Below are 14,699 nucleotides of genomic sequence, written 5' to 3' on the forward strand. Positions count from 1 at the left end.
CCTTAAACGAGTTCGAGGGCAACCGCTGTGCCTTCGCCGCCGCCGATACACAAAGTGGCCAAACCTTTTTTCAGGCCGCGGGCTTTGAGCGCATGGATGAGCGTGATCATGATGCGCGCACCTGATGCGCCGATGGGGTGACCCAAAGCACACGCACCGCCGTTGACGTTGACTTTGTCGTGCGACACGTTGAGTTCTTTCATCAAGGCCATGGGCACCACGGCGAAGGCCTCGTTGACTTCCCACAGGTCCACGTCTTCCACTTTCCAGCCAGCTTTGGCCAAAGCTTTTTGTGTGGCCCCCACAGGCGCCGTGGCAAACCATTCAGGTTCTTGCGCGTGGGTGGCGTGGCTCACGATGCGGGCCAAGGGCTTGCAACCCAACTTCTTGGCTGTACTCTCGCGCATCAACACCATGGCGGCGCCACCATCGTTGATGGACGAGCTAGATGCGGCGGTGATGGTGCCGTCTTTTTTGAACGCGGGCTTGAGCGAGGTGATTTTGTCGAGCTTGATTTTTCCTGGACCTTCGTCAATCGACACCACGGTGTCGCCTGCACGGGTCTTCACCGTCACGGGGGTGATTTCTGTGGCGAAGGCACCGCTCTCGGTGGCAGCCTTGGCGCGTTGCACACTGGCGGTGGCGAAGGCGTCTTGCTCAGCGCGTGTGAAGTTGTATTTGGCCGCGCAGTCTTCGCCAAAGGTGCCCATGCTGCGGCCGGGTTCGTAAGCGTCTTCCAAACCGTCGAGCATCATGTGATCAAAGATGCGGTCGTGGCCAATGCGGTAGCCGCCACGCCCCTTTAGCATGAGGTAAGGCGCGTTGGTCATGCTCTCCATGCCACCGGCCACCAACACATCGTGTGTGCCTGCGATCAACATGTCGTGCGCAAACATCGCTGCGCGCATGCCTGAGCCGCACATCTTGGACAAGGTCACTGCGCCAGCAGATTTGGGCAAGCCGCCTTTGAAGGCCGCTTGACGCGCAGGGGCTTGGCCTTGGCCGGCCATCAAGCAGTTGCCAAACAACACTTCAGTCACCAGCTCTGGGTTGATACCGGCGCGCTCAACGGCGGCTTTGATGGCTGCGCCACCGAGGTCGTGCGCGGCAAGGCTAGAGAAGTCGCCTTGGAAGCTGCCCATAGGCGTGCGAGCGGCGCTGACGATGACGATAGGGTCGGACATGAATTTCTCCAAATGACAAAAAGAAAAATGCCGCGCCGACCCCGAGGGTCACGCGGCGGGAAGCATGCCACCACGGGGGTAGCGTTTGAAAGCGTTGCGGAACACATCGACCACTTCACCGGCGTGGCTCATGGTCACACCGAGGTCTTTGACCAAGCCGTTGTCGAGGCCGTAAATCCAGCCGTGCACGGTCACCTTTTGACCACGGCCCCACGCGTCTTGCATGACGTTGGACAAGGCGACGTTGCCGACTTGCTCAATGACGTTCATCTCACACATGACCGATTCAAGCTCGGCTTGCGGCAAATGGTTGAGGCGTTGGCGATGGCGCAAGCGCACGTCTTGCACATGGCGCAACCAGTTGTCGGCCAAGCCCACGCGTGTGCCACGCGTGGCTGCCAACACGCCACCACAACCATAGTGGCCCACCACCATGATGTGCTCCACCTTGAGGGCGTCCACCGCGTATTGGATGACGGACAACGCATTCAAATCGGAATGCACCACCACGTTGGCCACGTTGCGGTGCACAAACACCTCACCTGGATCCAAGCCCGTGATTTGGTTGGCAGGCACGCGGCTGTCGGAACAGCCAATCCACAAATACTTGGGGTTTTGCTGGTTGGCCAGACGTGAGAAGTACGCAGGATTCTCTTGAACCATGCGATCCGCCCAAGCGCGGTTGTTATCAAAGAGGTGTTGTAGTGATTTGCTCATGCGTCAATTGTCGCAGTGCCGCAATTTCCTTAACAAGTTTCGGCGAATAGCTCGCGGCCAATCAGCATGCGGCGAATTTCGCTGGTGCCAGCACCAATTTCGTACAACTTGGCATCGCGCCACAAACGGCCCAATGGGTATTCGTTGATGTAGCCGTTGCCACCAAAAATTTGCACGCCTTCGCCAGCCATCCACGTGGCTTTTTCGGCGGTCCACAAAATGACAGAGGCGCAGTCTTTGCGCACTTGACGCACGTGGTCGGTGCCGAGCAAATCGAGGTTCTTGGCCACGGTGTAGGCAAAGCTGCGACCAGCTTGCAGCACGGTGTACATGTCGGCCACTTTGCCTTGGATGAGCTGGAACTCGCCAATGCTTTGTCCAAACTGCTTGCGGTCGTGGATGTAGGGGATGACGTTGTCCATCACCGATTGCATGATGCCCAGAGGGCCGCCAGTGAGCACTGCACGTTCGTAGTCCAAGCCACTCATCAGCACCTTGGCGCCCATGTTGAGGCCGCCCAAGATGTTGGCTTCAGGCACTTCGACGTTTTGGAACACCAGCTCGCCGGTGTGGCTACCGCGCATGCCGAGCTTGTCGAGTTTTTGCGCAATGCTGAAACCTTTCATGCCCTTTTCAATCAAGAAGGCGGTCACGCCGCGTGCGCCCAACTCGGGCTCAGTTTTGGCGTAGACCACAAGCGTGTCGGCGTCGGGGCCATTGGTGATCCACATCTTGCTGCCGTTGAGCAAGTAATAGCCGCCTTTGTCTTCAGCCTTAAGCTTCATGCTGATGACGTCAGAGCCCGCACCAGGTTCAGACATGGCCAAAGCGCCGACATGCTCGCCGCTGATGAGCTTGGGCAAATACTTTTGACGTTGCGCTTCGGTGCCGTTGCGGTTGATTTGGTTCACGCACAAGTTGCTGTGTGCGCCATAGCTCAGGCCCACGCTGGCAGAGGCACGTGAGATTTCTTCCATCGCCACCATGTGGGCGAGGTAGCCCATGTTGGCGCCGCCGTACGCTTCGCCCACGGTGATGCCGAGTACACCGAGGTCGCCCATCTTGCGCCACAGGTCCATGGGAAATTGATCGTCATGGTCAATCTGTGCAGCGCGGGGGGCGATTTCGGCTTGCGCGAAATCACGCACAGCATCGCGCAGGGCGTCGATGTCTTCACCGAGTTGGAAATTGAGGCCAGGTAAGTTGTTCATGTTTTGTCTCCGTTGGATCAGTAGGTTTTGTTGACGGTGGCAAGGGTCTGCTGCATCAAAGCGCAGGGCGATTCGCCACCGTTGTCGTCAAGGTGCACCACTTCAGCGGTGGTGATGATGAGGCGTTTGCCTGCACGCACCACATGGCCGCGCGCGCGTAGCTCGCCGCCAGAGAAGGCTGCGAGGAAGTTGATCTTGTATTCGACCGTGGTCACTTCTTGGCCTTCTGCTGCACAAGTGAGACCTGCGTAGCCTGCCGCGATGTCGGCCAAAGCACCCATGGCACCGCCGTGGTAGCCGCCTTGTTGTTGGGTGACACGCTCTGAATAGGGCAACGCGATTTCCACCTCGCCGGGGGCCACAGAGACGATGCGCGCGCCGAGGTGCTGCATCATGCCTTGGCGCACAAAGCTGGCTTCAATGCGGGCGTGAAGTTCAGGATGTGTCATGCCTTGCTCGCTTTCACAGTCTTGGTTGTCTTGGCAGATTTCTCGCCTTGTTTGGCCAACAAGGTGCGGGCTTCTTTTTCGTGCGCCTTCACCTCATCGAGGTTGGCCAATATTTCGGCCATTTGGGCTTCGAGTTCACGCTTGTGCGCGTCGAGCACAACCAAAAACTTTTGCAACTGAGGGCCGGTGTCGCGCGGGCTGTCGTACATGTCGATCAAGTCTTTGGCCTCGGTCAACGACAGCCCTAAGCGTTTGGCACGCAAGGTGAGCTTGAGGCGCGTGCGGTCGCGGTGGCTGTAGACACGGTTACGTCCGCCGGGGCCAGAGCGTTCGGGCTGCAACAGGCCCATGTCTTCGTAAAAACGGATGGCTCGCGTGGTGAGGTCAAACTCACGTGCTAAGTCGCTGATGGAATAGGTGGTCGCCATGATTTCCTTGTTTACGTTTACGTAAACGTCAATTATGACGGGAAATCTCCAAAAACCAACTCAAGACCACGGAGGTAAGGGTTCATCCTTAAGAACTCGCCGGCGTTGAGCGTAATCGGGCATGACGCTTTGAACGGTTTCCCAGAACCGCGAGCTGTGGTCCATCACGCGCAAATGGCTAAGCTCATGGGCCACCACGTAGTCGATGACATCGCGCTTGTGGTGCACCAACCGCCAGTTGAGGCGAATGGCCCCATTGGCACTGGCACTGCCCCAGCGCGTGGCCGCGCTGCTGAGCGACACGCGTTGCCACTGCACGCCCAGCTGCGGCGCGTAGTGGTTGAGCCGCTCCACAAACAAGGCTTTGGCTTGGCGCATGAGCCACGCTTGCACAGCGTCGCGGATTTGTTGGGGTTCGGCGTTGAGGGGGAGGCCCAGACGCAGGGTGTGCGTGCCTGCCTCTGAGGGCTCAAACTGTGCGCTGTTCTTTTTGAGCGTGCTTGAAGAGTCCAGCACCACTTTGAGCTGATCGCCCAAATACGGCAACACCACACCATCCGCCCACACGATGCGAGCAGCACCCAGCTGCTGCTGACGCTCTTGCATCTCAACCAGCTTGCGCGCAATCCAATCGGCTTTTTCGTGCAGGGCAGATTCCACCTCGCCCAGCGTGACCCAACGCGGCGCGCTGACCTCAAGGCCATCGGGCCCGATCGCCATGCCAATCGTGCGACGCTTGCCTCGCCTGAAGGCATAGGCCACATCGGTGGTACCAAGTTGAATGCGACGCGTGGCGCGCGGGTGCGCGTAATGCGCTTTGGGTAGCACCTGACCCAAAGGCTCGGACGGCATGTGCGGGCCATGAAGCGCAGGCGCTGTGGGGAAGACATTGGCATCGCGATGCAAGCCCCCCATCAAACTTTGCGGCTTGAGCCGTTTGGGTTGGCGGGGCTGGCGTTTTTTGGGACTGGGTCGTTTGTCTGCGCCGAGGCCTTGAAGGGCTTTGGTGGTGGCCCCATCGAACATGTCGAGCACGAGTTGCAAGAAGCGGCTCATGCGTGTGGGCTCAGAGTTGGCCTACGTAGGCCTCGGGGTCGAGGCGGTGCATTTCGGATTCGATCCATGCTTCGACTTCGCGCATCAGCTCGTCGGCATCGCGACCCTCGCTAGGAATTGGTTTGCCAATTGATACATCGACCACACCTGGCGTCTTGATGAAGGCTTTGCGTGGCCAGCATTTGGCTGAGGTCACCGCAATTGGAATGACCGGCGCGCCTGTGGCAATGGCCAAACGTGTGCCGCCTGTTTTGTAGATGCCGCGCTCACCGCGAGGAATGCGCGTGCCTTCTGGAAACATGATGACCCACACGCCTTTATCGAGCAGCGCCTGGCCCTGCTCCACCACTTTGGCAAACGCTTTAGCGCGTTGGCTGCGGTCGATGTGGATCATGTCCAAGCTGCCGATGGACCAGCCAAAGAACGGCACATACAGCAGTTCTTTTTTAAACACATAAGCCAAGGGGTGCGGCATGATGGCCGGCATCAAAAACGTCTCGTACGTGGACTGATGCTTGACCAACAAAATGGCGGGGCTGGTTTCGCCCACAGGCAAGTTTTCTTGGCCGTGCACTTGATAGCGAATGCCCATGAGGACGCGTGCAGCATCGATGCTGAGCGTGAGCCACTTTTGCGCAAAGCCGTAACGCACATTGCCCTTGGCGCCCAACAAACGCGCCAGCAAGATGAGCAAGGTGTACGGGATGACGGTGACAAACATGAACGCCATGTGCAGCGTTGAACGGAGCATGGCCATCATGAGTGGACTCCTGCTTTGTTGGTTTTGGCGGCTGACTCGGGCTGAGCCAGCAACCAGTCGGCAAACGCGCTGAGGTCGGCATGTGCCAACGTGCCTTGCGGAAAGTCAGCGGGCAAGGTTTGACCTTTGAGCTTGGCGCCTTTGCCGGTGTGCACCAAATGCGTGGCGCAGCCCACAGCCGCACCGGCTTGCAAGTCGCGCAGCGAATCGCCCACGGTGTGCACGCCCTTGAGGTCCATGCCATAGCGCTCGCCAATTTGCTCGTACAAGCCGGGCAAGGGCTTGCGGCAGTTGCATGTTTCTTCGGGGCTGTGCGGACAATAAAACACAGCATCGATGCGGCCACCTGCAGCAGCCAAGAGCTTGTGCATCTTGGTGTGCATGGCATTCAAAGCGGCCACATCAAACAAACCACGACCCAAGCCGGATTGGTTGGATGCGACCACCACATGCCAGCCCGCATGGTTCAAACGCGCAATCGCTTCGAGTGCATCTGGCAGTGGGATCCACTCAGCCGCCGACTTGACATAGTCGTCGCTGTCTTGATTGATGGTGCCGTCGCGGTCGAGGATGACGAGTTTGGTTTGCATGGCTGGGCTTCGACGTTAAGAAGCGAGTGCAGACAAATCGGCCACGCGGTTCATGGCTTCATGCAGTTTCTTCAACATGCCTTGGCGGTTCAAACGCAAGTCCATCTCTTCGGCGTTGACCATGACGTCGTCAAAGAACGCATCCACAGGCGAACGCAGCGTCGCTAAAGTTTGCAGCGATGCGGTGTAGTCACCTGCATTGAACTGCGCCTCGGATTCAGGCAACAACTTTTGCATGACCGCGTACAAGGCTTGCTCGGCGTCTTCTTTGAACAAGGCGGTGTTGACGTGTGCATCGACCTCACCTGCTTTTTTGAGCACGTTGCCAATGCGTTTATTCGCGGCGGCCAAAGCCGAAGCTTCGGGCAAAGCTGCGAAGGCGCGGACTGCCATGAGGCGCTTGGCCACATCACTCAAGCGTTGTGGGCGCAAGGCCAACACCGCTTCAACTTCTTGTGCCGAGTAACCTTGCTCACGCAAGCCGCCGGAGAGTCGGTCGTAAATGAACGAGGACAAAGCCGCAGCAGGGTCAGTGATTTTGTCGCCGAATGCGGGAATGGCTTGTGCAATCAGCGCGTCCAAGGCCACATCCAAATTAGCTTCGCTCAACATGCGCACCACGCCCAAAGCGTGACGACGCAACGCAAACGGATCTTTGTCGCCCGTTGGCAAATTGCCAATGCCAAACATGCCTACCAAGGTCTCTAACTTGTCGGCCAAAGCCACCACCACACCGACGGTGTTGCGTGGCAATTCGTCGCCAGCAAAGCGGGGCTTGTAGTGGTCTTCGATGGCTTGTGCCACGTCCTCGCCCAGGCCATCGTGACGGGCGTAGTAGCCGCCCATGATGCCTTGCAACTCGGGGAACTCGCCCACCATGTCGGTCAGCAAATCTGTCTTGGCCAGCTGTGCAGCGGCGTCAACGGCTGACACAAAGGCGGCGTCTTTGGCTTGCGGCAACAAAGCCGCGATGCCTTTGGCAATGGCGCGCACGCGGTCGGTGCGCTCGCCTTGGGTGCCGAGTTTGTTGTGATACACGACTTTGGCCAAACCATCCACACGCGAAGCGAGTGTCTTTTTGCGGTCTTGGTCAAAGAAGAATTTGGCATCGGCCAAACGTGGGCGCACGACGCGTTCATTACCGCCTGTAACAGCTGAGGCGTCATCGGGTGTGATGTTGCTGACCACCAAGAACTTGTTAGTCAATTTGCCTGCTGCATCGAGCAACGGGAAGTATTTCTGGTTGGCCTTCATCGTGAGGATGAGGCACTCCTGCGGCACGTCGAGGAATTGTTTTTCGAACTCACACACCAACACGTTGGGGCGTTCGACCAAGGCCGTCACTTCATCCAAGAGAGCTGCGTCTTCAATCGCCTTCACACCACCGCCGACTTTGGCTGCGGCGGCTTCGAGTTGACGTGCAATCTCAGCACGGCGTTCGGTAAAGCTGGCGATGACAGCGCCGTCTTTGGCGAGTGTGTCAGCGTACACATCGGCATTGGCCAACACGACGGGTGACACCTTGGCTTCAAAGCGATGGCCTTGTGTGCTGTTGCCAGCCGTCAAGCCCAAAGCTTTGACAGGCACCACAGTGCTGCCGTGCAAGGCGATCAAGCTGTGCGCGGGGCGCACAAAGTTGACGCTGCTCCAGCCTGGCAATTCACAATCGGTTTCGAGCTGGTAGCTCATCACTTTGGGTATGGGCAATTTGGCGATGGCTTCGCTCAAAGCTTTTTGCAGGCCATTGGCCAAGCTCGCGCCTTTGACGATGCTGTCGTAGAACAAGGCTTCTGCTTTGCCATCAGGTGCGCGTTTGAGTTGTGCCACTGCCTCAGGGCCTGCGCCCAAGGCTTGCAGCTTTTTCAGCAAGGCGGGGGTGGCGTTGCCATCGGCATCTAAGCCCACAGTGACGGGCATGAGTTTTTGCTGCACAGCTTTGTCAGCAGCCAATCCCGACACTGCGGTGATGTGCGCGGCCAAACGGCGTGGCGATGCGTAGGCTGTCACGGCTGAATTGGCAGCAGTCAAGCCTTGAGCCTTGAGTTGGTCAAACAGCACGCTAGAAAAAGCGTCGCCGAGTTTTTGCAAAGCCTTGGGAGGCAGCTCTTCCACGAAGAGTTCGATGAGTAGGTTTTGTGTCGTCATGTTCTTGTGTCCTACGCTCAAGCGGTCTTCTTTGGCATTTGTTCCACCCACTCGCGAGGGGCCATGGGAAAGCCCAAGCGCTCGCGGCTTTCGTAATAGCTTTGCGCCACAGCGCGCGCCAAGTTACGGATGCGACCGATGTAGGCGGCACGCTCGGTCACGCTGATGGCGCCACGTGCGTCTAGCAAGTTGAAGGTATGCGCGGCTTTGAGCACTTGCTCGTAAGCGGGTAATGCGAGCTGTGCGCCCATGAGGTGCTGCGCTTGTTTTTCGTGCGCGCCAAAAGCGGTGAACAAGAACTCGGCATCGCTGTGCTCGAAGTTGTAAGTGGATTGCTCCACTTCGTTTTGTTTGTAGACGTCGCCGTACGTCAAGCCATCGGTCCATTGCAGGTTGTAGACGTTGTCCACGCCTTGCAGGTACATGGCCAAGCGCTCAAGGCCGTAGGTGATTTCGCCGGTGATGGGTTTGCAATCAATCCCGCCGACTTGTTGAAAGTAGGTGAACTGCGTGACTTCCATGCCGTTGAGCCAAACTTCCCAGCCCAAGCCCCATGCGCCCAAGGTTGGATTTTCCCAATCGTCTTCGACGAAGCGGATGTCGTTTTTCTTGAGGTCAAAGCCGAGCGCTTCGAGCGAGCCCAAATAGAGTTCCAAGATGTTGCTGGGCGCGGGCTTCAACACCACTTGGTATTGGTAGTAGTGCTGCAAGCGGTTGGGGTTCTCACCATAACGACCATCTTTGGGGCGGCGGCTAGGTTGCACATAAGCAGCCTTCCAGGGCTCTGGGCCTAAGGCCCGCAAGAACGTGGCGGTGTGCGAGGTGCCCGCACCGACCTCCATGTCGATGGGTTGCAACAAGGCGCAGCCTTGCTTGGCCCAGTAGGACTGGAGTGTGAGAATGATTTCTTGAAAAGTCAGCATGCAAAGTGGCCAGCAGACGCTGGCAATTTAGACTGCAGGTCAATACGCCCGCAAACCTCTGATTTTACGGGCCGAAACGCCTCTGGCCGTGCCTAGATGCATGTGCCATGGCTGCCACGATCAATAAGGTCAGTACCGCGAAGCCCGCCAGCGGCCAAAGCCCCCAAACCGATACCCATTGAGCATAGGGCGTGATGGGCCCATGCACGCCATAGACCTCAGCGGTCAGGACACCTTGCACGGCGCTGGGCAGGCGATGCGTGACTTGACCTTGGGCATTGATGATGGCGGTAGCGCCCGTGTTGGTGGCACGAAGCATGGGTCGGCCTAGCTCTAAGGCGCGCATGCGGGAGATGTGCAAATGCTGGTCAATCGCCACGGTGTCGCCAAACCACGCGATGTTACTGAGGTTGACCATCAAGGTGGGGGCTTTGTCTGGGTCAGCAAAGCTGCGCGCCAACTCTTCGCCAAACAAATCTTCGTAACAAATGTTGGGGGCGATGCGCTCGCCTTTGAACACAAAACTTGGCTGCGCCACATCGCCACGGTTGAAATCGCCTAGCGGGATGTTCATCATGTGCACAAACCACTGAAAGAGCGGTGGCACAAACTCCCCAAAGGGGACTAAGTGGTGTTTGTCGTACTGGTAGCTGGCGGTCGATGTCGGGGTGGTTTGCGGCATCAGCGCGATGGCTGAGTTGCTGTATTGCAACTGACCTTGTTCGCTTCGCTGCGCCAGAGGCAGCCCGATGAGCGCTGCTTGTTTTCCTTTAGAAAAATGCGTTTCCAGTTGACTCCAATAGTGGTCAGGCATTTGCTGCTGAATCAGTGGAATCGCAGTTTCTGGCGTGACGGTGAGGTCACTGGTGCTTGACAGCAATGCTTCTCGGTAGTCACGCAGCGCAAGGCTGACGCCTTCTCCGAATTTCAAATCTTGAGGGATGTTGCCTTGTAGCAAGGTGACGCTGAGGGGCTTTTTGGAGAGCGCCTCCTCATCCACACGTTGGCTTGGCGACATGAACCATGTGTAGCCCAGCACCGCCACGATCGCAGCAACGACGAGTTGTGTTGCAAGGGTGGTGGGGCGGTTATGTTTTCTTTCGGCTGCCACAGCCATCGCCATGAAGGCAGACAAAGCACAGAGACCATAAACGCCCATCCAAGGTGCCCAGTGTTGCAACAGGCTATCCACATGTGCATAGCCCACAGCGCCCCACGGAAAACCCGTCCAAAGCGTGCCACGCACCATCTCGGCCAACACCCAAACCGCGGCAAAAGCACCAGCACGCGGCAGCACCCCTACACCCGTTTTGCATATGGCGTGATACATGCCTGCAGCAGCTGCGTAGAACAACGCCAAGCCAGCAGCCATCAAGCCAACAGCCAAGCCTGCCACGGGAGCTGGCAACCCGCCATAACGATGCATCGAAATGAACAGCCACCAAATGCTGCCAGCGAGCCATGCCAACGCAAAGACCCACGCTTTGACAAACGCCTCTTTACCTGACTGACTTCGGTCAACGTGGAAGGCAAGTACGGCCAAGCTCAGGCATTGCAGCCAGCCTTGTGCGTTGCCTTTGAATGCACCGTCAAATGGCCACGCGAGCGACAGCGCTTGGGCAATCCCTGCCAACAACAAGACGGCTGTAGCGTGCGGACTGATAGGCCATCGCCGTGTGGTTTGTGCGCTGTGTTGCATGCCTTATTGCGGCGCTTTGTCTTCAGGGGCTGGGTACACCTTGAACCACTTCACAGCACCGCCGCGGGTGTGCAACACCTCGAAACGTAGCTTGTTGATTTCAAAGTGTTCTCCGCGGCGCGGGACATGACCCATGGCGTGTGCAATGAAACCACCAATGGTGTCGAAGTGCGTGTCATCAGACGCTTCTGCTGCGGTGACTTCGAGATGGGTGCCAAATGCCTCGCCAACGCGCTCAAGCGATGCATCACCGCTGACGCGATAGGTTTGATCTGCCAGCGCAAAGATATCACCCACGTCTTCTTGACTGTCGAACTCATCTTCAATGTCGCCCACGATTTGTTCGAGCACGTCTTCAATCGTGATGAGTCCTGCGATACGGCCAAACTCATCGACCACCAAGGCCATGTGATTGCGTGTATTGCGGAACTCACGCAACAAGTCGTTCAGTCCTTTGCTTTCGGGAATGAAAACCGGCGGGCGCAACAAGGTGCGAATGTTCAGAGCCGGTGCACGTTGGAACTTGAGCAAGTCCTTCGCTAGCAAAATGCCCACCAAGTTGTCGCGCTCGCCTTCGTAGACGGGAAAGCGAGAGTGGCCGGTGTCGATCACCTGATGCAGGCTTTCTTCAATCGGTGCATCGAGATTGATGAGGTCCATGCGTGGCGCTGCCACCATGACTTGACCAGCGGTCAAGTCGGCCATGCGCAGCACGCCTTCGAGCATGAGGCGACTTTCTGCACCGATGACTTGGTTGTCTTCTGCATCCGAGAGCGCATCGAGCAGCTCTTCGCGGGAATCAGGACCTGGGTGAATGAACTCGAGCAAGCGTTGCCAATAGCTGCGCTTGTCTTGCTTTTCGATATCTCGGGATTGCGGGGGTATCACAGTGTTGCAGCGAAAAGCTGCGGGAGTCTCACAAGCCTTAAGCATAGCCCATGTCACTGGGCTATTCACTTATTCCGCTGCTTGGTGGCGCGCATCGCGCACGCCTTCGCGAATTTCTTGGACTTTGGACAGAAAGTTCCAGAAACGCTTGGCATCTTCTTTGATGCTGTAGTTGGTTTTGGCGTACTGGTCGGCCACAAACTCTGTGACACGGCTGTCCAAGTCACGCTTAGGCAAACGCAAATAGGCTTCTGTTTCTGAGCCATCGCGCTCGATTTTGGCGCCGCCTTTACGAGCGATGCGAATCATGGGGGCGTTTTCGCTCAAGGCATGGATGTACATCTGGTACACCTTTTCGTTGCGGGCATGAATCACAGCGCGTTCAAACAAGCGAGCGCCATAGCCTCGACCACGTGCATGCGCGGCAACAGAAACACCGAATTCAGAACTGAAGTCACGTCCTGGATCTTTGATGAGCGCCAAATGCGCCATCGCGATGATTTCGAGATCGGTATTGAAAATGCCGTAAATTTCATCGCGATCGAAATTTAACCCGTTGACATAACGCTCAACATGCTCATCTGTCGCGGTGTAGCCAAAACGCAAATAGCGGTCATGCTCAGATAATGTGAGCAGATGCTTCAAGATCTGAGACAAATGCTCCACGCCAAGCGGCGCAATGGGGATTAAAACCCCTTCGGTTTTACGGAGTTGCTCTTGCGATACACCGGTGAAGCGCAGCATTTGTCTTCCCCCTTGAATGGTGGTTTTTGCAAGAGTTTGTACGAGTGACATGGAATCATTGTACGGGTTTTCCCTCATGCTTTCAGTTATCTGACACGGTTTAGGGTGACCACTCTAAATTATCAAAATTGATAAGCTGTAACGTTTAGCACTGGACGTATGGGTTTGCTTTTGAACTTGCTGTCAAAATGACATCGTAAGTGCAGACTGACTGCATGTTTTTCATTGCCCTATGCATTCACTACCCGCTGGCGTTACCTTTTTTGAAAGAGGATGGCTGTCCTCTAACAACATCCTAATTCAGGACTCAGAACAAGCCATTCTCATAGACAGTGGCTATTGGACACACGCTGAACAGACGCACGCATTGATTTCTACCGCTTTGCATCAGCAGCCACTGACGATGCTGATCAATACGCATTTGCACAGCGATCATTGCGGTGGCAATGCCCATCTCCAAGCGATTTACCCAGCGCTGAAAACATACATCCCCCCTGGGCACGCTGAATTTGTGGACGACTGGAATCCTCAGGTACTGACTTATGTGCCGACAGGTCAGCACTGCCCACCCTTCAAACGAACCGCGTCACTGCAAGATGGTGATGCCGTGGTTCTCAATAACCAGATTTGGCGCATCCACGTAGCACCAGGCCATGACCCGCACTCTGTGGTTATCTTTAACGAGTCTGCAGGCGTTTTAATTTCTGCTGATGCGCTTTGGGAGAACGGTTTTGGTGTTGTTTTCCCTGAAATAGAAGGCGTCAGCGCCTTTGATGAAGTTGAATCTACGTTAAATATTATTGAAAACTTAAACCCCAAACTCGTACTACCGGGACATGGCTCAGCGTTCTCAGATGTATCAGATGCAATTGATCGGGCAAGAAGCCGATTAGATCAATTTAAAAAAGCTCCTGACAAGCATGCAAGTTACGCTGCAAAAGTACTTTTGAAATTCAAATTACTCGAATTCCAACGAATTAAATTGGTGGATTTTTTGATGTGGGGACATGCTACACAATATCTGAAAATGCTTTTTGAGAAATATGCAGAAGATAAAAGCTTTGACGCTTGGTTCTTTGACTTATGTAAAAGTTTGGAGAAAAGCTGCGCCTGCGCAATGGATGATGAACATATCATCAATATTAATTAATCGAAGCACAAAAACAAAAACCCCCACTCAATCGAGCGGGGGTTTCTGAGGCTGTAATAGCCTGACGATGTCCTACTTTCACACGGGAACCCGCACTATCATCGGCGCTAAGTCGTTTCACGGTCCTGTTCGGGATGGGAAGGAGTGGTACCAACTTGCTATGGTCATCAGGCATAACTTGTTGTCACCTTGATCAAATCAAGGCAACGAATTCATAGAGCAATATCAGATTTATTTTGAATGCGTCACTTGGCATAACTTCCTTGATCAATAGATCAAAGTTATAGGGTCAAGTCGCACGAGCAATTAGTATCAGTTAGCTTAACGTATTACTACGCTTCCACACCTGACCTATCAACGTCCTGGTCTTGAACGACTCTTTAGGGGGCTCAAGGCCCCGGCAGATCTCATCTTGAAACGAGTTTCCCGCTTAGATGCTTTCAGCGGTTATCTCTTCCACACATAGCTACTCGGCAATGCCACTGGCGTGACAACCGATACACCAGAGGTGTGTCCACTCCGGTCCTCTCGTACTAGGAGCAGCGACTAATTCGCCCTATTCGGACTCGATTTCTCTACGGCTTCCCTATTCGGTTAACCTTGCCACTGAATGTAAGTCGCTGACCCATTATACAAAAGGTACGCAGTCACCCTTGCGGGCTCCTACTTTTTGTAAGCATACGGTTTCAGGATCTATTTCACTCCCCTCCCGGGGTTCTTTTCGCCTTTCCCTCACGGTACTAGTTCACTATCGG

14 protein-coding genes and 2 rRNA genes are annotated in these 14,699 nt (G+C 55.8%); 1 reads left to right on the plus strand and 15 read right to left on the minus strand.

Features of this window, described 5'->3' with window-relative positions; all coding sequences use genetic code 11:
* Positions 1-2 precede the first annotated feature (2 nt).
* The 13 genes from C5F52_RS04465 to C5F52_RS04525 all read right to left on the minus strand — a co-directional run bounded on the left by C5F52_RS04465 (position 3) and on the right by C5F52_RS04525 (position 12,845).
* Positions 3-1,184 (minus strand): acetyl-CoA C-acyltransferase, encoded by a 1,182-nt coding sequence (locus C5F52_RS04465; protein WP_104797076.1) that lies wholly within the window; start codon positions 1,182-1,184, stop codon positions 3-5.
* 48 nt (positions 1,185-1,232) lie between these two features.
* On the minus strand, positions 1,233-1,901 hold the full coding sequence (gene can, locus C5F52_RS04470) for a carbonate dehydratase (RefSeq protein ID WP_104797077.1): 669 nt from the start codon (positions 1,899-1,901) through the stop codon (positions 1,233-1,235).
* 29 nt (positions 1,902-1,930) lie between these two features.
* Positions 1,931-3,112, minus strand: coding sequence for an isovaleryl-CoA dehydrogenase (locus tag C5F52_RS04475; RefSeq protein WP_104797078.1), 1,182 nt, complete (start codon positions 3,110-3,112; stop codon positions 1,931-1,933).
* 17 nt (positions 3,113-3,129) lie between these two features.
* Positions 3,130-3,561 (minus strand): PaaI family thioesterase, encoded by a 432-nt coding sequence (locus C5F52_RS04480; protein WP_236657708.1) that lies wholly within the window; start codon positions 3,559-3,561, stop codon positions 3,130-3,132.
* Positions 3,558-3,989 (minus strand): MerR family DNA-binding transcriptional regulator, encoded by a 432-nt coding sequence (locus C5F52_RS04485; RefSeq protein ID WP_104797079.1) that lies wholly within the window; start codon positions 3,987-3,989, stop codon positions 3,558-3,560. The genes C5F52_RS04480 and C5F52_RS04485 overlap by 4 nt, the downstream gene beginning before the upstream one ends.
* Before the next feature lie 60 nt (positions 3,990-4,049).
* On the minus strand, positions 4,050-5,045 hold the full coding sequence (locus C5F52_RS04490) for a M48 family metallopeptidase (RefSeq protein ID WP_104797080.1): 996 nt from the start codon (positions 5,043-5,045) through the stop codon (positions 4,050-4,052).
* Between the two features lie 10 nt (positions 5,046-5,055).
* The gene (locus C5F52_RS04495; protein ID WP_104797081.1) at positions 5,056-5,802 is read right to left on the minus strand and encodes a 1-acyl-sn-glycerol-3-phosphate acyltransferase; all 747 of its coding nucleotides are present in this window, start codon (positions 5,800-5,802) and stop codon (positions 5,056-5,058) included.
* Positions 5,802-6,395: a D-glycero-beta-D-manno-heptose 1,7-bisphosphate 7-phosphatase gene (gene gmhB, locus C5F52_RS04500; RefSeq protein WP_104797082.1), complete on the minus strand. Its 594-nt coding sequence runs from the start codon at positions 6,393-6,395 to the stop codon at positions 5,802-5,804. Before gmhB ends, C5F52_RS04495 begins: the two co-directional genes overlap by 1 nt.
* Before the next feature lie 15 nt (positions 6,396-6,410).
* On the minus strand, positions 6,411-8,540 hold the full coding sequence (glyS, locus tag C5F52_RS04505) for a glycine--tRNA ligase subunit beta (RefSeq protein WP_104797083.1): 2,130 nt from the start codon (positions 8,538-8,540) through the stop codon (positions 6,411-6,413).
* Positions 8,541-8,557: 17 nt separating this feature from the next.
* A complete protein-coding gene (glyQ, locus tag C5F52_RS04510) occupies positions 8,558-9,463 on the minus strand; it encodes a glycine--tRNA ligase subunit alpha (RefSeq protein ID WP_104797084.1) in 906 nt (301 codons plus the stop codon).
* 64 nt (positions 9,464-9,527) lie between these two features.
* Positions 9,528-11,162 (minus strand): apolipoprotein N-acyltransferase, encoded by a 1,635-nt coding sequence (gene lnt / locus C5F52_RS04515; RefSeq protein WP_104797085.1) that lies wholly within the window; start codon positions 11,160-11,162, stop codon positions 9,528-9,530.
* A gap of 3 nt (positions 11,163-11,165) precedes the next feature.
* Positions 11,166-12,050: an HlyC/CorC family transporter gene (locus tag C5F52_RS04520; protein WP_236657709.1), complete on the minus strand. Its 885-nt coding sequence runs from the start codon at positions 12,048-12,050 to the stop codon at positions 11,166-11,168.
* Between the two features lie 69 nt (positions 12,051-12,119).
* Positions 12,120-12,845, minus strand: coding sequence for a GNAT family N-acetyltransferase (locus tag C5F52_RS04525; protein ID WP_236657710.1), 726 nt, complete (start codon positions 12,843-12,845; stop codon positions 12,120-12,122).
* Between the two features lie 181 nt (positions 12,846-13,026).
* Between C5F52_RS04525 and C5F52_RS04530 the strand changes: the two genes are divergently transcribed.
* A complete protein-coding gene (locus C5F52_RS04530; protein WP_104797088.1) occupies positions 13,027-13,944 on the plus strand; it encodes an MBL fold metallo-hydrolase in 918 nt (305 codons plus the stop codon).
* 59 nt (positions 13,945-14,003) lie between these two features.
* On the opposite strand, the gene rrf is transcribed toward C5F52_RS04530, so the two are convergent.
* Both rrf and C5F52_RS04540 read right to left on the minus strand, forming a co-directional pair.
* Positions 14,004-14,116: ribosomal RNA gene (gene rrf / locus C5F52_RS04535) — 5S ribosomal RNA — on the minus strand.
* Between the two features lie 113 nt (positions 14,117-14,229).
* Positions 14,230-14,699 (minus strand): 23S ribosomal RNA (locus tag C5F52_RS04540); the annotation flags it as partial.

Source organism: Limnohabitans sp. TS-CS-82 (genome assembly GCF_002943475.1).